25 protein-coding genes are annotated in these 16211 nt (G+C 67.9%); 10 read left to right on the top strand and 15 right to left on the bottom strand.

The annotated features are described in order from the left end of the window. Positions 1-14: 14 nt before the first annotated feature. Positions 15-545, top strand: a complete 531-nt coding sequence (locus BCR15_RS05395) for a dihydrofolate reductase family protein (RefSeq protein WP_068751180.1) — start codon at positions 15-17, stop codon at positions 543-545. Positions 546-553: 8 nt separating this feature from the next. On the opposite strand, the gene BCR15_RS05390 is transcribed toward BCR15_RS05395, so the two are convergent. The 4 genes from BCR15_RS05390 to BCR15_RS05375 all read right to left on the bottom strand — a co-directional run bounded on the left by BCR15_RS05390 (position 554) and on the right by BCR15_RS05375 (position 3216). Next, positions 554-1192, bottom strand: a complete 639-nt coding sequence (locus BCR15_RS05390) for a DUF2461 domain-containing protein (RefSeq protein ID WP_068751179.1) — start codon at positions 1190-1192, stop codon at positions 554-556. Between the two features lie 50 nt (positions 1193-1242). Next, positions 1243-1659, bottom strand: coding sequence for an SRPBCC family protein (locus BCR15_RS05385; RefSeq protein WP_068751178.1), 417 nt, complete (start codon positions 1657-1659; stop codon positions 1243-1245). Then, a complete protein-coding gene (locus BCR15_RS05380; RefSeq protein WP_197971680.1) occupies positions 1656-2315 on the bottom strand; it encodes an LON peptidase substrate-binding domain-containing protein in 660 nt (219 codons plus the stop codon). Before BCR15_RS05380 ends, BCR15_RS05385 begins: the two co-directional genes overlap by 4 nt. Before the next feature lie 250 nt (positions 2316-2565). After that, positions 2566-3216 carry a GNAT family N-acetyltransferase gene (locus BCR15_RS05375; RefSeq protein WP_078919594.1) on the bottom strand — a complete coding sequence of 217 codons (651 nt, stop codon included), beginning with the start codon at positions 3214-3216 and terminating at the stop codon, positions 2566-2568. Positions 3217-3424: 208 nt separating this feature from the next. Between BCR15_RS05375 and BCR15_RS05370 the strand changes: the two genes are divergently transcribed. Further along, a complete protein-coding gene (locus BCR15_RS05370; RefSeq protein WP_141680044.1) occupies positions 3425-4432 on the top strand; it encodes a hypothetical protein in 1008 nt (335 codons plus the stop codon). Between the two features lie 42 nt (positions 4433-4474). Then, positions 4475-4645 (top strand): hypothetical protein, encoded by a 171-nt coding sequence (locus tag BCR15_RS14905; RefSeq protein WP_153302359.1) that lies wholly within the window; start codon positions 4475-4477, stop codon positions 4643-4645. 257 nt (positions 4646-4902) lie between these two features. Here the strand turns inward: BCR15_RS14905 and BCR15_RS05365 are convergent, their stop codons facing one another. Then, a complete protein-coding gene (locus BCR15_RS05365) occupies positions 4903-6036 on the bottom strand; it encodes an ankyrin repeat domain-containing protein (RefSeq protein WP_068751176.1) in 1134 nt (377 codons plus the stop codon). Positions 6037-6682: 646 nt separating this feature from the next. Here BCR15_RS05365 and BCR15_RS14900 point away from each other — a divergent pair. Further along, positions 6683-7231 carry an NERD domain-containing protein gene (locus BCR15_RS14900; protein ID WP_176715187.1) on the top strand — a complete coding sequence of 183 codons (549 nt, stop codon included), beginning with the start codon at positions 6683-6685 and terminating at the stop codon, positions 7229-7231. Positions 7232-7269: 38 nt separating this feature from the next. Here the strand turns inward: BCR15_RS14900 and BCR15_RS05355 are convergent, their stop codons facing one another. Then, positions 7270-7503, bottom strand: a complete 234-nt coding sequence (locus BCR15_RS05355) for a hypothetical protein (RefSeq protein ID WP_068751174.1) — start codon at positions 7501-7503, stop codon at positions 7270-7272. Positions 7504-7635: 132 nt separating this feature from the next. After that, positions 7636-8205, bottom strand: a complete 570-nt coding sequence (locus tag BCR15_RS05350; RefSeq protein ID WP_228383420.1) for an AAA family ATPase — start codon at positions 8203-8205, stop codon at positions 7636-7638. Positions 8206-8318: 113 nt separating this feature from the next. On the opposite strand from BCR15_RS05350, the gene BCR15_RS05345 reads away from it, so the two are divergent. Next, positions 8319-8897 (top strand): DUF1697 domain-containing protein, encoded by a 579-nt coding sequence (locus BCR15_RS05345; protein ID WP_068751173.1) that lies wholly within the window; start codon positions 8319-8321, stop codon positions 8895-8897. Here the strand turns inward: BCR15_RS05345 and BCR15_RS05340 are convergent. From BCR15_RS05340 to BCR15_RS05330, 3 genes are all read right to left on the bottom strand, one after another. Next, positions 8868-9146: a helix-turn-helix domain-containing protein gene (locus BCR15_RS05340; RefSeq protein ID WP_068751172.1), complete on the bottom strand. Its 279-nt coding sequence runs from the start codon at positions 9144-9146 to the stop codon at positions 8868-8870. The genes BCR15_RS05345 and BCR15_RS05340 overlap by 30 nt on opposite strands. A gap of 16 nt (positions 9147-9162) precedes the next feature. Then, positions 9163-9687 carry a hypothetical protein gene (locus BCR15_RS05335; protein WP_141680043.1) on the bottom strand — a complete coding sequence of 175 codons (525 nt, stop codon included), beginning with the start codon at positions 9685-9687 and terminating at the stop codon, positions 9163-9165. Positions 9688-9807: 120 nt separating this feature from the next. Further along, on the bottom strand, positions 9808-10761 hold the full coding sequence (locus BCR15_RS05330) for a GlxA family transcriptional regulator (RefSeq protein WP_068751170.1): 954 nt from the start codon (positions 10759-10761) through the stop codon (positions 9808-9810). A 104-nt stretch (positions 10762-10865) separates the two neighbouring features. Here BCR15_RS05330 and BCR15_RS05325 point away from each other — a divergent pair, with 104 nt between their 5' ends. The 3 genes from BCR15_RS05325 to BCR15_RS05315 all read left to right on the top strand — a co-directional run bounded on the left by BCR15_RS05325 (position 10866) and on the right by BCR15_RS05315 (position 12205). Then, a complete protein-coding gene (locus tag BCR15_RS05325) occupies positions 10866-11501 on the top strand; it encodes an isochorismatase family protein (RefSeq protein ID WP_068751169.1) in 636 nt (211 codons plus the stop codon). A gap of 106 nt (positions 11502-11607) precedes the next feature. Continuing rightward, complete coding sequence (locus tag BCR15_RS05320) at positions 11608-11889, top strand: type II toxin-antitoxin system RelE/ParE family toxin (protein WP_068751168.1); 282 nt, start codon at positions 11608-11610, stop codon at positions 11887-11889. 13 nt (positions 11890-11902) lie between these two features. Continuing rightward, complete coding sequence (locus tag BCR15_RS05315) at positions 11903-12205, top strand: HigA family addiction module antitoxin (protein WP_068751167.1); 303 nt, start codon at positions 11903-11905, stop codon at positions 12203-12205. A gap of 83 nt (positions 12206-12288) precedes the next feature. On the opposite strand, the gene BCR15_RS05310 is transcribed toward BCR15_RS05315, so the two are convergent. The 3 genes from BCR15_RS05310 to BCR15_RS05300 all read right to left on the bottom strand — a co-directional run bounded on the left by BCR15_RS05310 (position 12289) and on the right by BCR15_RS05300 (position 13535). Continuing rightward, the gene (locus BCR15_RS05310) at positions 12289-12609 is read right to left on the bottom strand and encodes a HepT-like ribonuclease domain-containing protein (protein ID WP_068751166.1); all 321 of its coding nucleotides are present in this window, start codon (positions 12607-12609) and stop codon (positions 12289-12291) included. After that, complete coding sequence (locus tag BCR15_RS05305) at positions 12606-12926, bottom strand: nucleotidyltransferase family protein (RefSeq protein WP_068751165.1); 321 nt, start codon at positions 12924-12926, stop codon at positions 12606-12608. Before BCR15_RS05305 ends, BCR15_RS05310 begins: the two co-directional genes overlap by 4 nt. A 90-nt stretch (positions 12927-13016) precedes the next feature. Next, positions 13017-13535, bottom strand: a complete 519-nt coding sequence (locus BCR15_RS05300) for a hypothetical protein (protein ID WP_068751164.1) — start codon at positions 13533-13535, stop codon at positions 13017-13019. A 211-nt stretch (positions 13536-13746) separates the two neighbouring features. Between BCR15_RS05300 and BCR15_RS05295 the strand changes: the two genes are divergently transcribed. Beyond that, positions 13747-14493, top strand: a complete 747-nt coding sequence (locus BCR15_RS05295; protein ID WP_068751163.1) for a hypothetical protein — start codon at positions 13747-13749, stop codon at positions 14491-14493. A gap of 103 nt (positions 14494-14596) precedes the next feature. Here the strand turns inward: BCR15_RS05295 and BCR15_RS05290 are convergent, their stop codons facing one another. Together BCR15_RS05290 and BCR15_RS05285 are read right to left on the bottom strand one after the other, a co-directional pair. Next, the gene (locus BCR15_RS05290) at positions 14597-14863 is read right to left on the bottom strand and encodes a Txe/YoeB family addiction module toxin (RefSeq protein ID WP_068751162.1); all 267 of its coding nucleotides are present in this window, start codon (positions 14861-14863) and stop codon (positions 14597-14599) included. After that, a complete protein-coding gene (locus BCR15_RS05285) occupies positions 14860-15102 on the bottom strand; it encodes a type II toxin-antitoxin system Phd/YefM family antitoxin (protein WP_068751161.1) in 243 nt (80 codons plus the stop codon). Before BCR15_RS05285 ends, BCR15_RS05290 begins: the two co-directional genes overlap by 4 nt. A 437-nt stretch (positions 15103-15539) precedes the next feature. Here BCR15_RS05285 and BCR15_RS05280 point away from each other — a divergent pair. Continuing rightward, positions 15540-16211 (top strand): hypothetical protein (locus tag BCR15_RS05280; protein ID WP_141680042.1); only part of this gene is annotated, 672 nt, incomplete at its 3' end.

Raw genomic sequence — 16211 nt, 5'->3', positions numbered from 1 at the left:
GAGGTGTGTGATCCATGGCAAAGCTTGTCTTCGGGATGAACCAGTCGCTCGACGGCTACGTCGACCACGAGGCGTTCGCGCCAGCCCCGGCGCTGTTCCGCCACTTCATCGAGGAGGCCAGGACCCAGGCGGCCTCGATCTACGGGCGCCGGATCTACGAGATCATGAGCTACTGGGACGACGACGACCCGGCCTGGGACGACGACGAGCGCGAGTTCGCCGCCGCGTACCGCGCCCAGCCCAAGTGGGTCGCCTCCCGGACGCTGACCTCGGTGGGCCCCAACGCGAGTCTCCTTGAGGGAGAGCTGGAGAGCGCCGTCCGCAGGCTGAAGTCGGAGTATGAGGGGGAGATCGCGGTCGCCGGCCCGCGCTTCGCCAAGAGCCTCACCGACCTCGGACTCATCGACGAGTACCGCATCTACCTGCATCCGGTGGTGATCGGCCGGGGCGATCCGTACTTCGCCGGTCCGCGGCCGCCACTTCGCCTGGTGAGCGCCGACCGGATGGACGACGACATCCTCAGGCTGAGCTACGTCCCGGCCTGACGCGCACCTCAGCCGTCGCCGACGTGCTGGTCCAGCCATTCCATCAGGGGTCGGTAGGCCCGCCAGTCCGCGGCCACGCGATCGATCACCTCACCCGTGGGCAGCCAGTCCGGGGCGCCGTACTGGCGTCCGGCGGTCAGCGTCCGGTGCCGCAGTAGGTCCAGGAACGGATGATCCGGGTCGACGCCACGCGGCCTGGTCTTCACACGGTCGCCGTCGATGTCGAACCCTCCGCGCCGCAGTTCGTCCACGATGCGCAGCAGCTGCGCCCCGGTCTCCTCGTCGCCGGCGGCGGCCCGGTAGCGGGCGACCTGCTCGGCGGTCGCGGCGTACCAGCCCGCCGCCGTCATCAGGCCCTCCGCGCTGATTTGCACGTACCAGCCCATGCGCGACGCCGTCGAGACGACGGCGCCCTGGTGCGTCTTGTACGGGGACTTGTCGGCCGAGAAGCGCACGTCGCGGTTCGGACGGAACACCTTGGTGGCCCCGAACTCCGCCTCCAGCGCGGCGGCGAGCGCCTCCATCGGGGCGCGCACGACGGTGTCGTAGCGGTCGCGGTTGGCGGCCCACCAGTCGCGGGAGTTGTTGACCTCCAAGTCTTCGTAGAAGTCCATTGCCTCGAACGGGATCCCCTCGAACGCACTCATGCCGCCCAGACTAGGGCCGTCGATCGGCCGCGTGGCCGGTGGCGTTCGCTCTACGGAGGGGAGACGAGCCACCCTAGCGAGTACCGGGCAACCGGCGCGTAGCCGATCACGAGTGGCCAGGCGCCGTGCACCACCAGCCACGCCGTGGTCCTCTTCCCCGATCCGGGCGAGGCCGCATCCACGCCGTGCTCGAAGGACAGCCGCAGCGGACCGCTCCTCACGCTCCAGGCCCAGGTTCGGGCCACCGCGTCGACGTCCTCGATGCGGAAGTGGGCGATCACACCCCCGACGCCCTTGACCCGCCCCGTCGTCCCCGGCCTGACGACCGGGTGCCCGTAGTAGACCTCGCGGAGATGGGGAGCCCACCGCGGCCACCATTCTGGCTGGGTGTAGCGCGCCCACACCTCCTCCACCGGTAGCGGACCGCTCGCCGCGAGCCGGAGGCTGTGCTGAGGGTTGGGCGTCATTGATCCACACCCTTATCGTCGTCGCCCGGCTCCAACCCCCATCCCGCAGTGAGGACCATCTCCGCCCCCTGCGTGTCGTCGACCAGCCGGGCCAACAGCTCAGCCGCGGTCGTCGAACACAGCAAGGCGTAGTGGTCGATCGAGCTGAGCGGCGCGATGCCCGCCACCTGCCAGATGCGCTCGTCGAGGTCCCCCGACAGTTCCACGTCCGCCGGCCACGGCAGTTCCACGAACTCGCTGCTCCTGGCGAGGGTTGCCCGCACCACCGCCTCAGCCTCGGCGAGCCTCGACGGGGTGGAGTCGTCGACCACCAGGGACGCGAGATCGCGCACCTCGGCCCGAGGGAAGGGGTCGTCCTCGAGCCACCGCACGACCTCGAATCGGGTGGTGCCCTTCGCCAGCAGGTGGATGGACCCGTCGCCCACCTCGACCGACACGATGCGCGCCACCGTGCCGACGTCGAAGCGCAGGTCTCCTCCCCCGACCTCGGAGCCTCGCTCGATCAACACCACCCCGAACTCGCGCTCGGTCCCGGCGAGCGAGGACGAGAGCATCGCCACATAGCGAGGCTCGAACACCTGCAGCTGCAGTGGCATTCCGGGCACCAACACGGAGCCGAGGGGGAACATCGCGAGCTCGCGCGTGGCGCCGGTCATGTCGGCGATCCTGCCCGACGACGCCGCGAGAAGCGAGAGACCCGCTGTGCCAGGGGGCGCCTGCCTTGGGTGGCGACGCCTGTCCTCCAGTGCAGGCGTCGCCCCGGCACCTGCCCTCCCTCGCGACGCCTGCCCTCGAGAGCAGGCGGGAAGCCCCAAGACAGGCGCCTCGGGCCTGCATCGAACGGAACTTCTGAGCGGGCCGGCCGACGGGGGTGGCCGTGAATGCTCCGGGATAGCTGGCCACCCATCAGTCGAGGCCCAGGAACCGCCGGAGTTCAGTCGCGCCGTCGACCAGAATCTCGTCTCCGCGCACGAACGTGTCCGGCGTCAGGAGCAGCCGCTGCTGCTCCGCCGGCTGCCCACGCCGCGACACCCACTGCCGCCCGCTGGGCTGATAGCCCACCTTGCGGCTCACCGCCAGGGATGCCGGGTTGTCGAGGAAGGCCGACGACGTGATGCGCTCGGCGCCGAGGTGGTCGAACGCGAACGCGCACACCGCCTGCCGCATGCGGGTGCCGATGCCGTGGCCGTGGAAGCGACGGGCGAGCCACGACCCGGTCTGGAGGGTGCGGGTCACGGGAAAGTCGTTCCCCTCCAACGCCTGGATCCCGACGACCTCGTCCCCGCGCCGGACCACCAGCTCGAGGTTGGTGGTCTCCGGTGTCTGGGCCGCGATCATGCGCCCGAAGTAGCGCATGTAGTTGGCGGGCAGCTCGTCTGCTGGCGCGTCGGTCCACGGGAACAGAAACGGCATGTGAGCCGGGTCATGGATGCCATCCAGCACGAGTCCGACGAGGTCGGGCAGGTCGCCCTCGCGGATCGCCGTCAGCTGCAGGTCGCCAGCGGTGATGCGGAGTCCGAACGGCGGCCAGATCTGCTCCAGCGGGACACGAGACATGCGCCCAGTGTGGCCCACACCGCGTGCACGCGCGACGCGCTGCGCCGTCCGGCGAGGACCTCACTTCGGGTGATGGCGGCGCAAAATCCGGGCATCTGGGGCCAGGACTCCGTGGGACGCGCGGGCGCTGAACACAACTTCCCGCGCACCTGTTCCCCATGGATCCACGGCTGCTTAACCTGTGGGCGCATTCACCCAGGAGGGATTCATGACAACCACTTCTGCCCGACGACTGGCCGTGGCCCTGGCGAGCGCAGGGCTTCTGGCGGCGTTCGCGGCGGCTCCCCCGGCCTCTGCGGCCCGGAGCGAACATATCGTCAACACCATCAGTGACGTCTCGTGCGTCTTCGAGACCGCCGAGACGGACCTCGTGTTCTTCGGGGCGTCGGCGTCGTCGGCGACGGGCGAGTCCGGATCGTTCATGTTCGTGGAGACCCTGGACTACGACACGGTCCTGGAGAGCACAAGCGGCACCGCCGAGTTCGGCGCGGACGGGTCGTTCTCGGCCGAGGTGGATCTGATCAGCGTCGCGTCGGGACAGCCGGTCGGCACGGCGACGGTCGAGGGCATCCGCACTGTCGTGGGTGATCCGGTGTTGGAGGAGGTGCGGGGTCGATCCGGCAACAGCTGGGAGGAGAAGGGCACCGTGATCACCACGGACTACCAGGTGGTGGTGACGTCGGTCACCGTGCCCGGCTACGACGTGCAGGTCGGCGCGGACGACTGCACCTCCCAGGACCTGGCCTTCGACGTCCGGACCACCAACCCCGAGGCGGTCGTCTACCGCGACAGCGGATTCGATTCCGAGATCTGCCAGCTCGCAGGCCTGGAGTTCGGCGAGGTGCGGCTGAGCGGATCCGGGCGCGACCCGATCTTCGAGGTCATCATCGACGACGGCGTCGACCCGCAGAAGGCCAGCGGCACCATCTCGCTGCGGGGCGGCTCCGGTGAGGCGACGGCGGAGCTGATCGACCTGATCACCGAGGAGGCGATCGGCGAGCTGACGATCTCCGTCGACCTGGCCAGGACCAGCACCCGGGAGCTCGAGACCGAGACGTTCGACGGCATCACGGTCCGGTCCGCTAGGACGACCTACATGAGCTCCATCACGGTGTCGATCGACGACGGCCGCAGCGGGACCGCCGAGTGCCCGGCCATGGCGTACACCGAGTCGATCATCATGCGACCCGGCTCGGGAGGCGACGACGACCACTGATCGGCTCGTCTCTCGGCGCGCGACCTCACGTGCGGTTCGCCGGTGGGACTCAAGACCCACCAGAAGGGCCAGCGGAACCTGACTCAGGCGGGACTCGAAGAGCTGGTGCGGTCGGCCGGCTTCACCGGGATCGACGGCGAACGGCTGACGGGCAGGGTGATGAGTGGCGCCTTCGTGCGGGCGGTGAAGCCCGGCGGTGAGGCCGTCGCCTAGTGCGCCCCGCCATGGGCATCCGCTACGTGACCGGCGTGCACTCCACTGGATCGGTCAAGGTACCCGCCTCGCCCTCAGCCGTCTGCGCCGCCACAGCAACGCTCACGCTGATCACCCTCGCCAGGCGCGACCCCATGAGGGGATTCAGCCTGCATCTTTCTCGCTGTGGAGCTCTTGCTGTGCATATGCACGCAAGAAGTCCCACAGCGAGAAACTTGCAGCCGCTCCCGCCCGAACGTTCGCTTCTTCGAGCCGAATCAGCGCGACCCGCCGCGCAGGATGGCGGCGAGGCGGTGATGACCGAGTGCCTCAGCGTGCTGCAGCGGCGTCACGCCGTCGCGGTCCCCGATGGTGGGGTCGGCCCCGGCGTCGAGCAGGATCTGCACGATCTCCTGGTGCCGGGGTCCCCCGTCGCCGAGAATCACCGCCTCGAGCATCGCGGTCCAGCCGAGGTTGTTGACATGGTTGATGTCCACGTTGGTCTTGACCACGCGACGCACGTACTCGACGTGCCCGCGCTCGCTGGCGGGGATCGGCGACAGCCCACCGAAGCGGTTGCGGATCGTCAGGTCGGGGTTCGCGGGAAGGAGCGCCTCGAGCATCGCCACGCTGCCGGTCACGCCCGTGACCAGCCAGGGCGTGTCGTGCCGGTCGTCGAGCGCGTCGGGATCGGCACCCATCGCGACGAGGACCTCCGCGACCGGCACATGATCAAACGTCGCGGACAGCAGCAGCGCCGTGCGGTCGCGGTCGTCGCGCGCCTCGATGTCGGCGCCGGCCCGCAGCGCGACGGCGACACCGTCGGCGTCGCCCGCCTCGGCCGCGCGGAGCAACGAGGCGTCCGGGTCGGCCGGACGATCGGCGGTCGTCACGGTCCGCAGGATCCACTCCAGCCCCGCGAAACCCCGTTCAACTGCCATCTCCACCGGCGTCAACCCAGCCGACGGCGACGCAAGGTCCATCTCGACGCCGCCCGCCGCGAGCACCCTGACGGTGGTGGCATACGTCGGGGTGTCATTGCCCAGCCAGACGGCCTCGTGGATGGCCTGGTAGCCGATCCGGTTGACGTGGTCGCGGTCGATCCCCGCCCGCAACAACTCCCCCACGACCAAGCCGTGCCCGCGTTCGGCAGCGCGGATGAGACCGGTGCCGTTCCAGCTGTCCTTGTCGTCCACCAGCGCCCCGTTGGCGAGCGTCAGGCGCAGCAGGTCGAGGTACCCCTCGCTCGCGGCGATGAGGTAGGCGGACTGCTCGGTCTCGTCCTTGGCGTTCACGTCCGCGCCCGCCTCGACGAGTCGCCGCGCAAGTTCGACGTCATTGGCCCAGGCTGCGTCCCGGAGCTGCTGGTCGAGGGTGGCTTGCTCCTGGGCGTCGACAGAGGGGTCGGGCACGGGTGGGTCCTTCCTGGGGGCTGCGCTAGCAGCAGGGCTGGGGGTCACGCTGGGTGTCGGCTCGGGCGTCAGGGTGCTGCTCGCCCGGTCTGTGGGCACGGTACTGGGGGACGCGGCGGGTTCGCCAGGCCCGCACGCGCTGAGGAGCAGCGCGAGAGGGATGGCGGCGACCGCTGTGCGGATGCAACACATCGCTTTTCACCCCCTACGCTCGCCGACCAGGCAGTCACGTTAACCCAGATGACCGCTACGTTGAGTCGCCATGGAGGGAGAATCAGCGTCTATCGCGGCCGTGAAGCGGATGAGGCTTCGCTACGCGGGCCGCTGCGCGACCTGCGGCGCCGTCCTGAGCGCCGGCGTTACCGCGGACTACCACCGCACCAGCAGAACCGTGACCTGCATGCCGTGCGCGCAGGCTCCCACGGACCAACCGGGGCCGGCCGCCCCTGATACCAGTGCCGACTCAGCCTCCACGGACAGTGTCCTCGGCCGAGCGCCCCAGACCGACGCAGAGGGTCACCCGGCCCTGGGAGTGGTCGACGGACATGGGGGCGCGTCGGCGGCGGCGGAGTACCTACGGCGCCACGATGCTCGCCGCGAGCGTGTCCTGACCAACCACCCCCGGCTAGGCCGTTTCCTGCTTGCAGTGTTCGATGATCCACAGTCCACCCGTGCCTGGTCCGTCGGCGCGGAGGGCGAACGGATGCTCAGCGAGATGCTGGCGTCCATGGCGGGCGACTCGCTGCGCGTTCTGCATGACCGGCGCATCCCGCGCACTCGGGCCAACATCGACCACGTGGTGGTCTGCCCCACCGGCGTGGTTGTGGTGGACGCCAAGCGATACCGCAACTCGCGGCCAGCGCTTCGGGTCGAGGGCGGCCTCATCCGACCTCGCGTCGAGTCGCTGACGGTCGGGGGTCGCGATCGGACCGCCTTGGTGGCTGGGATGCAGAGGCAGGTCGCCCTGATCCGGGCGGCGCTGGCTGATCGTCCCGAGGTGCCGGTGCGCGGCGTGCTGTGTTTCATTGACGCAGACTGGCCGCTCATCGGAGGCTCGTTCACCATCAACGACGTGGCGGTGGTGTGGCCCAAGAAGCTCAAGGCGATGTTGACCGAGCCCGGGCCCTTGAATGAGGCCCAGATCGCCGACTTGCAGTGGGAGCTCCACGAAGCCTTTCCCCGAGCTCGCGGGTGACTCGAGCAGCAGCACGCGAAGAGCTGGCGACGTTCGACTCAAGGTGCCTGGAGGCGGGCCGCGCAGCGAGACAGCATCTCGGAGACGGTCACGCCGAGTCCGTCGCAGACCACTTCCAGATCGGGCATGGTCCATACGGCGTTCCCAGCGCAGAGGGTTCGTGCCTTGCTGTCGCTGCAATTGAGCCAGAAGGTGATGGCTTTGGGCTTCAGTTCTTGGCGCTCAAGCTCTGCGCGCACCTCGCGAGACACCGCCATGTTCAGGCGCATCATGGTTTCGTTGATCCTCCGTCTAGACAGCCGCCATTGTGCCCGCGCAGGTGGGCAGAAGTGACGACGGGCCCGGCACCCATATTTGCATCAGCGTCTGATCGGCAGGCAGCTTTCCGAGCACGCGCCGCCGCCTCAGCGCGACGACGCCGCGAGCGGCCCCTCGAGCCATGCGCGCGCTTGCCGGTGCGACCGCAGCCGGACAATGGCCAGTTCAGGGCGCGCCCTCACCAGAGCGTCGATTCGCTCCCCTGTCCGGTGACGGGTCCTCCAGGCCCAGCGCACGATGTGGTTCGGCTCGGTGAACACCGTCCATAGCGACGGTTCGTGATTGCCGTTCCAGGGCACCTCGCGCCGCAACTGTCGGCGCACCGTCCTGACCGTGACCTGACGCATCACCGTGGCGACCGGCAAGTCGAGCCAGACCACCAGATCGGCTCGGGCCGCCAGGGCGGCGCGGGCACTGCGGTACTGCCATTCGGTCACCCACTCGTCCTCCGCCACGAGTGCAGATACATCCGCCAGGAACGACTCCCGAGGAGTCCAGTTCGGACCGTGGTAGAGAGCGTCGATCTCGACGTGAGGAATGCCCAGCTGACGTGCGATTCGAGACGCCAAGGTCGTCTTCCCCGACCCGGAGGTCCCCGCCACCAGCACGCGGCGCGGACACGCCTCAAGTGACTGATTGGAGGTGAGCACGGGCACGCCGCAAGCTTGGCACACCACCCGGCTCCCACAGCGCGCGATAGCTGCCTCCACATCCGCTGTCAGCGGCCATGACGGATGTTCGACGGGGTCCGCATGGAATGATCGGGTAGGTGGACATCCAGGTGGCGTTCTTCCGGAACATGAACCTCGGCCAGGCGCGGAGCCGGTCACCGCGCAGCGCCGAACTCCTGGATGCCTTCACCGCCGCCGGGGCGACCACCGCCGTGAACTTCCAGACCAACGGCACCGTGATCTTCACCGGCGACGACCCAGCAACACTCGCGGAGTCCGTCGTGACCCGCCTGACCGCAGTCACCGGCTACGCCGACCTTGTCGTGGTCCGCTCCGCCGCCTGGCTCGTCGACACCGTGGGACACATTGACCCCGGCCTAACCGCCGGGGAGTTCGTCCTCTTCGACGCCCCCAGCCTCCCGGACCTCGTCCTGCCGCACGTCGAACCTGCTGCTACCGGCGAGCTCGTCGTGCACGCCCTCACCCGCGACCACGCAGTCACCAGCGCCACCGGCGCGGGAATCTCCGCCGGACCGGTACTGACTCGGCTGATCGACGTCCCGGTCACGTGCCGCGGGATTCCCACGATGCGGAGACTCGTCGCGCGGCTGACAACCATCGCCGAGCTCCAACGCACGACGCAGGGGTCAGCGGGAGGCCCGGAACGCCCGAGGTGAGACCCCGTTGACGCTGGTGAACTGCCGCGAGAAGTAGAGGGGGTCGCTGTAGCCCACCAGTCGACCAATCTGCGTGACGGAGTAATTGGTGGTCATCAAGAGCTCACGGGCCTTTGCGCACCGCTGGTGCTTGATGTAATCGGTGATGCTCGTGCCAACGGCAGATCGGAACAGCGACGCGGTATGCGACGCACTCAGGTTCACGATCGACGCGAGTTCCTCAGGCGAGTAGTTCAGCCGATCACCCATCAGGGTTCTGACGGCCTCACGCGGAGCTGCGCGGGCGCGGACTGCGGCGGCCCCACCGCGCTGTGAGGGCGACGATCACGCCCACCACCAGCAGGATGAAGCTCGCCGCCAGGGCCAGCCACTTGCCGGCGGTGAAGAACGGCGCCAACTCCGCGAGCACCGGTGTCCCGGCCGGATACCGTGCCATCACCGTCGCGGCGCAGATGTTCTCGGCGTAGTCCAGCGCCACCGCGACCCCCGGCAGCAGGGCCACCCCTCGCCACCGGCTCCCAGAAACCGTCCCTCGCGCCCAGACCCACGCGAGCGCCGTCACCAGGAACGCCCCATACACCAGCGGCCAGACGACATCGAACGTCACGCGCGCGTCGACGTAGGCGGCTCGCCCCTCTCGTCCCCACGCCTCGGCCGCTGCGTACAAGTCGTCCGGGGAGTACCACAGGGATGTGTCCGGTGCGCCGTAGCGGACCGTGTAGGAAGCCGCGGCCTCAGCCTGGGCTGGCAGCACCGTCGCGGTGAACACCGCGAACAACACCAATGCCACTAGGACCATCCAGCCCCGCACCCCACGCGCCAAGCGCGCGGCTGCCCGGTCCACCACCCTCATCGCACCTCATCCCTTCTGATGCTGCGATGCTAGATGGTTCTCACGGCCGGAAGAGCGTCACGTCGAGGAAGCCGAGAATCGCTGGCGATAGGAGGTGGGCGTGGTCGCGTAGGTGGCGGTGAAGTTCTGCCTGAACGTCACGACGCTGGTGAAGCCACAGGCGGCGGCGATGCGCGTGACCGGCCACGCCGTCGTCTCCAGGAGACGCCGGGCCTCGTCGAGGCGGCGAGCCAGGACCCAGCGCGCGGGAGTGGTGCCCGTGGCCTCCGCGAACCGTCGCGTGAAGTTGCGGCGGCTCATGCGCGCGTGGGCCGCGAGGTCGTCGACCCCGAGGTCCTGGTCGAGGTGGGCCAGGGCCCAGTCGATGGTCGGTCCGAGGTGCCCCACGCCCCCGTGCTGGGGCATCGGCCGATCGATGTACTGGGCCTGGTCCCCGTCGCGGTGGGGCGCGACGACGAGGCTGCGGGCGACGGTGGCTGCGGCGGCCGAGCCCAGGTGGGATCGGACGATGTGCAGGCAGGCGTCGATGGCCGACGCCGTGCCGGCCGAGGTGAGGACGTCCCCGTGGTCGACGTAGAGCGCGGCGGGCCGGACCTCCACCTCGGGGCGACGGCGTGCGAGCTCCCCCGCTGACCCCCAGTGGGTCACGGCCCCGCGGCCGTCGAGCAGGCCGCTGTCGACCACCGGGAAGGCCCCCAGGCACAGGCCGGCGATCCGGCTTCCGCGTGCGTGCGCGGCGCGGATCCTGGCTGTGAGGGGCTCGTCGGTCATGGGCAGATCGATCGGCCAGGATGGCAGGACCACCAGGTCGGCGTCCTCCACCGCGTCTGGGCCCCTGACGTCCTCGATGCGGGGGCCTTCGGCTGTCCGGATGCCGCGACCGTCGCGGGTCCACACGACCGGACCCCACCCCGCGGCCAGGCCCTGACGGCCGACCTCACCGAAAACGAGCAAGGGGGCGGCGAGGTGGAACATCGTGATGCCGTCGAAGGCGTGAACAGCAATCCGCATGATTGGCCCGATTCCATCGACGAACGTCTTTCGTGCCACTCACGATACCCGCCGCGCCCCACGATGCTGGATCCCGTCAGTTCCCCCAATTGAAGGAGACAACCATGACCGCCCCCCGCCGAGCACTCATCGTCGTTGACGTCCAGCAGGAGTACTTCACCGGGATCCTCCAGATCCAGGCCCCGCCGCGCGACCAGACGCTCGCCAACATCGTGGCCGCCATCGAGGTCGCACAGCAGCAGGACCTGCCCGTTGTCGTCGTGCAGCACGAACTGCCGCAGGGTGCGCCCGTCTTCGCCGTCGGCAGCGAAAGCTGGTCGCTGCACCCGGAGATCGAGGAGCGCCTGAACCCGTCATGGAAGCGCGTCAGCAAGGTCAAGGGCAGTGTCTTCGCCGGCACCGACGTCGCCCAGTGGTTGGCCGAACGAGAGATCGACACCATCACGATCGTCGGCTACATGACCAACAACTGCGACATCGCCACGGCCGTGGGCGCCGAGGAGCTCGGCCTGGCGGCAGAGATCCTCTCCGACGCCACCGGCGCCATCCACCTGGCCAACGAGGCCGGCCAGGTCTCCGCGGACCAGCTCCACGAGACCCTGCTCGTACTCCTGCACTCCAACTTCGCCGCCGTCGCAACCACTCAGGCATGGACTGCGGCCGTCACCGCCGGCCACGCCCTCCCCAAGAGCGATCTGGGTACCTCCGCCACACAGGGTCGCGCTGCCTTCGGTGCCTGACCGACGGCAATGGGCAGGGGTCCCCACGCGCGTCCCAGCGCGGGGACCCCATCTCCCACATCCAACGCCGCGTGCCGGATATGACGCGTTGCGTTATAGTGGATGAGTGATCAGATCCTTCAGGGACCCGGCAACCGAACGGCTCTGGTCACGACAACGGGTCAAGAGCATCGACCCGCGAATCGAACGGGTCGCCCTGCGGAAGCTGGTGATGCTGGATGCCGCCGAGATCCTGGATGACCTCCGGATACCTCCCGGCAACCGGCTCGAGGCACTCCGCGGAGACAGGGCTGGACAGCACAGCATCCGGATCAACCAGCAATGGCGGATCTGCTTCACCTGGACCGACGCCGGACCCACTGACGTCGAAATCGTCGACTACCACTGAGGAGGTGCCACCCATGACATCAACAACAGCGATCCCACCGATCCACCCGGGCGAGATCCTGATGGACGAGTTCCTGGAGCCGCTGCAGATCAGCCAGAACCGGCTCGCCGTCGCGATCGGCGTACCCCCACGTCGGATCAACGAGATCGTGCACGGCAAGCGTCGCATCACGGCCGACACAGCGCTGCGGCTGGCTCGCTACTTCGGCACCACCGACAGGTTCTGGCTCAACCTCCAGACCCGCTTCGACCTCGAGGTCGAGAAGGACCACCTCGGCAACACCCTCGACCGGATCGAGCCGCTCAAGGCCGTCTGACTTCGTTGGAGCGGCATGAGCGCGCGTCGCTGGGGCCTCCACGGATGTCGGCATTTCTGCCATCGGGTGTCGCTGCCGGTGGATCAGATGTCACGCAGCCGTGCGGCCAGCGTGGCGAGTTCGTGATCAATGAGGTCAAGAATCAGGTCGGGATTCACTCGGAAGTACTCGTGAACAACGATGTTCCGTAGCCCCGCGATCGCAGCCCAAGGAATGTCGGGCATCCCATCTCGCGTCTCAACCGGAAGGGCTCGGACCGCCTCGCCGATCACGGCCAGATTGCGCAGAACCGCGTCGTAGGCCATAGAGGCGAACTCGTCGGTCCGGAGGTAGGGCTCGTAATCCTGGCAACGCTGAATGGCGTGGAGAATGTCGGCGAACCGCTCCTGATCAGATCGGGTCACAACGGCACCGCGTCGGCTAGAGCGCTGGACGACACGTTATCCCGCAGCAGTGACGCGGACACGACGTCGACCCTCGCCCCAAGGACCTGGCTCAACTCTTCGGCGACGCCGGAAACGCGGAGCAGGTCGTTCCCCCCGCCGGGCAGCAAGTCCACAAGCAAATCGATGTCACTGTCCCCAGTGGCGTCGCCACGGGCCACGGAGCCGAACAGTCTCGGGTTGGCCGCCCGATAGCGACGAAGGATGCCGTCCAGGGCATCACGATGCGCGACGATCGCTGCACGCAGCGACGCGCTCTCGGCCGTCACGATGCTCATGCACCGAGGGTACCCGCGACCGACCCGCTCGGCACTGCCGATCGCCCCGACAGCGGCAGATGCGGACGTCTTCAGGCCCTGGCCGGGGGTCTACTTCTTGTCTGCTGCTCGGATGCCCAGATCGCTCCGGCAGCAGGCCACGAAGTCGGCTAGTGCTTCGTCGAAACCGCTCCAGTCTGTCCGCCCTTTCCTTCGCCGCCTTCCCTTTGAGGAACCCGCCGCTCGTTCTTGTGCTCTGAGTGTTGCCTGCAGCGCTTCCGCGAGTTGCATCGTCGACTCGAGCACCTCTGGGCGCCCCACCACCGCGACGCCGAGAAAAGCATCATTAACGGCGGCCCCCATGGCCGGCAGCTGATGGAGAAGGCGGAAGCGGAGCGGCAGCGAGATGAGGGATCCCAGGAGATCAACCGGCAGCGACCACAAGATGTCCAGGACGGTCCGGATCTCGACGCACGACCGCCGAAGGCGCTCATACGCGGCAAAGCGCTGATCTGGAGTGCCACCGTCAGCTTGGTTCTTCAGTACTTTGCTCTGCAACTCTTGGCCCAATCGCAAGAACAGGGGTGTCGCCAACGTGCTGAGGGGCTTCAGGATGAGGTCGAACTCCATTACTTGGTCTCCAGATCGCGTGGGGTGAGTGCCATGAATGACTCTGGCAGCTCGATTCCACTGCGTCGCGGAAGCGGCCATCGTGTCGAGGCATCGCACGCCGCGCGGCGAGCTCCGTGAGCGCGCACTCGCGAGCCGGTCTCCCCTCGCGTGCGCGATGTGATCCCTGGGCCCATTCGCCGAACTTCGGCGCGGCCTACGATCAGTGTCCATGACCACTGAGCCATGGTTCGTACTTGACGAAGAGGGTCACTCAACGGGGAGGTTCAAGCGCGACCGTCTTGAGCACGCGAGGCGGGCTCAGCTGAAAGATCAACGCGATCTGGACGCTGCACTCACTCTGCTCGATGCCATAGGGGACTGGGTAGAGGCATGGCGCGACGGCGACACCGAGGAAGGCCGCTACATCACCGAAGACGCACTGCGCACGTTGCAAGTGATTTGCCATCGTCTCGGCATCGCAGCGGATCTCACTTCGGACCTAGATGTGAGTGGTAGTCGTCGGCGCGCCTACACGGTTTGGGAGATGCTTCGGCCAGCCCATGAACAACTACTAGCCTACGAGCGCGACCTGCTCGCTCGCGAGCTGGAGTCCACGGGGTGGCCCACTGTGGAGGTGGAGATCGAGTCGTTGCGAGCAGCGTGGCGGCGAGCCAACTCAGTTCAGGACTACAGCACTGTGGGCAACCAAGCAGTGCGCGTGCTAGAGGTGCTGAGCGATGTCGTGGGCGACGATCAGGTTCCTCGGGACCGCACGAAGAACCGCCTCATGAACTACTTGGATGACCGAGCGGGCGGCAACGCCAACGCGGACCTCAAGAAGCTCGTGGCGCGTGCCTTCGACCTGGCGCATGGAGTCAAGCACGACCGCCAGCCCAATCGGTTGAAAGCAGGGTCTGCGGCTTCAGCTGCGATTCTCATCGTAAGCATGGTGCGTACGGCGTCAGAACCAGGCTAGTCAACGTCGCCTCGCATCTCCGAACGGCGAGCGCCGAGCGAAGTGCACACGCAATACAACGGGAACTTCCAAGCAGCGGCATGTCCGGATGTTCGGTGAGTGGCTACTCGTAGTGGGTCCACATCCTCAGGATGTGGACGACGTGGCGCTCAGGGAGCACCTCATAGACAAGTCGGTGCTGGATGTTGATGCGTCTTGAGTAGCAGCCAGCGAGGGCGCCGACCAACTTCTCGTACTTGGGTGGGGTGGTGAACGGATCCTGGGCCAGAACCTCTAGCAGGTGCTGCGCCTTCGTCTTCAGCCCTGAGGAGGCCAGCTTCTTGGCGTCCTTCTGGGCTTGGCCTGAGTACACCAGAGTCCAGGGACTCACCAGTCCAGCTCGGTCGAGCCCGCGTCGACGCCCTCCGCGCGGGCGCGCCGGATGGAATCGGCCAACCCCGGTACCGACTCCAGGAACAGTGTCTCCTGGATGGCGAGCCAGTCCTCCTCGCCGATAAGCACCGCGTTGCCACGCTGGCCGGTGATGGTCAGCGGCTCGGACTCCTCGTTGACCTGGTCGATCAACCGGTACAGGTTCGCGCGGGCAGACGTTGCGCTTACAGCAGTCATGGGTACCACCTACACCAAGAAGCGTACGTTATGACGTACGTTCCTGCAAGTATGGACGGAAGAGTCAAGGTCACGCGGCAGGGGCACCGATGCGATTCGGTCTGGCCATACACCTGCCACACCGGATTCAACCGTCCCAGGAGCGGCATGATCAGACGTTAGTAGAGCGTTGCTGCAACGGATCAGGGTTCGCGAGACTGAATCGCCGTTGTGGCGAGGTTGAGGCAGGGACCGGGTAGGCGTGGCGGCACAGGCGGGTGTGTACTTCCGACATGAGTGATTTCGGGACCCGGATCCGGGAGAGTCTCTGCCGAGCGTCGCCAATCCCGGTTTCGGCGGTCCCGCTCGGTCCGGTCGACCGCGCCGCCCGACCGGGCCACCAACCTGCCGCCCCTACAGTACGGCGCTGGCTGGCGGCAGCCGTTGGCATCGTCGTGGTGGCCGGCATCGGACTGGCCGCCTCGGGCTGCAGCACGCCAGTCTCCGACGCGCCCGCGGCCCCGCCCGGCCGGACCACCGTGATGGTCGACCTTTACTCGGGACGGGAGAACCCGCAGCTCCCGCTCGACCCTGACGTTGCCGAGGAAATGTACCTGAGGATCGGCGACAGTGCGGCTGCCGGGGAGGTGATCCCTGCCGACCCGCCGGACCCCGGGCCCGGCTTCCGCGGCTTCGTCGTCACCCCCGCCGACGCGGACCTCCCGGTGCTGCGGATCCTGCCGACGGCCGTCTATCTGGACGAGTCGGGCACCCCCGGGCGCGTCGACGACCCCGGCAGCGGCTTCTACAACCGGGTGTACGACGCCGTCCGCCCGCTGCTTGACGACGCGACCCGGACCGCCCTGCCAGATTCGAACCCGGCGATCCCCGATGTCACCGCGACGATCCCGCCCCAGGTGGGCGCAGCCGCGACCTGGACTCTCGCCGACTCCGAGCGCGTGACCGCCACGTCGACGACCGTCACTATCGAGGTCACTCGCGCAGAATGCTCCAGCGGGGTGACCGGGGCGATCGCCCAGCCAGTTGTCTCACTCGGCATCGACGACATCATCATCCGGGTCGACGCCGAACCGCTCCCTGGCAACGAGCCCCAGAACTGCCAGGGCAAC

This window comes from Tessaracoccus lapidicaptus, assembly GCF_001693815.1.
Taxonomy (GTDB): domain Bacteria; phylum Actinomycetota; class Actinomycetes; order Propionibacteriales; family Propionibacteriaceae; genus Arachnia; species Arachnia lapidicapta.
Note: the sequence above shows the minus strand (reverse complement) of the source record. Positions and strands in the feature narration are given on the sequence as shown.

Coding starts and splice junctions, on each gene's coding strand:
- BCR15_RS05395 (WP_068751180.1), top strand. CDS start 15: ATGGCAAAGCTTGTCTTCGGGATGAACCAGTCGCTCGACGGCTACGTC.
- BCR15_RS05390 (WP_068751179.1), bottom strand. CDS start 1,192: ATGAGTGCGTTCGAGGGGATCCCGTTCGAGGCAATGGACTTCTACGAA.
- BCR15_RS05385 (WP_068751178.1), bottom strand. CDS start 1,659: ATGACGCCCAACCCTCAGCACAGCCTCCGGCTCGCGGCGAGCGGTCCG.
- BCR15_RS05380 (WP_197971680.1), bottom strand. CDS start 2,315: ATGACCGGCGCCACGCGCGAGCTCGCGATGTTCCCCCTCGGCTCCGTG.
- BCR15_RS05375 (WP_078919594.1), bottom strand. CDS start 3,216: ATGTCTCGTGTCCCGCTGGAGCAGATCTGGCCGCCGTTCGGACTCCGC.
- BCR15_RS05370 (WP_141680044.1), top strand. CDS start 3,425: ATGACAACCACTTCTGCCCGACGACTGGCCGTGGCCCTGGCGAGCGCA.
- BCR15_RS05355 (WP_068751174.1), bottom strand. CDS start 7,503: ATGATGCGCCTGAACATGGCGGTGTCTCGCGAGGTGCGCGCAGAGCTT.
- BCR15_RS05340 (WP_068751172.1), bottom strand. CDS start 9,146: ATGGGTGATCGGCTGAACTACTCGCCTGAGGAACTCGCGTCGATCGTG.
- BCR15_RS05330 (WP_068751170.1), bottom strand. CDS start 10,761: ATGCGGATTGCTGTTCACGCCTTCGACGGCATCACGATGTTCCACCTC.
- BCR15_RS05325 (WP_068751169.1), top strand. CDS start 10,866: ATGACCGCCCCCCGCCGAGCACTCATCGTCGTTGACGTCCAGCAGGAG.
- BCR15_RS05315 (WP_068751167.1), top strand. CDS start 11,903: ATGACATCAACAACAGCGATCCCACCGATCCACCCGGGCGAGATCCTG.
- BCR15_RS05305 (WP_068751165.1), bottom strand. CDS start 12,926: ATGAGCATCGTGACGGCCGAGAGCGCGTCGCTGCGTGCAGCGATCGTC.
- BCR15_RS05300 (WP_068751164.1), bottom strand. CDS start 13,535: ATGGAGTTCGACCTCATCCTGAAGCCCCTCAGCACGTTGGCGACACCC.
- BCR15_RS05295 (WP_068751163.1), top strand. CDS start 13,747: ATGACCACTGAGCCATGGTTCGTACTTGACGAAGAGGGTCACTCAACG.
- BCR15_RS05285 (WP_068751161.1), bottom strand. CDS start 15,102: ATGACTGCTGTAAGCGCAACGTCTGCCCGCGCGAACCTGTACCGGTTG.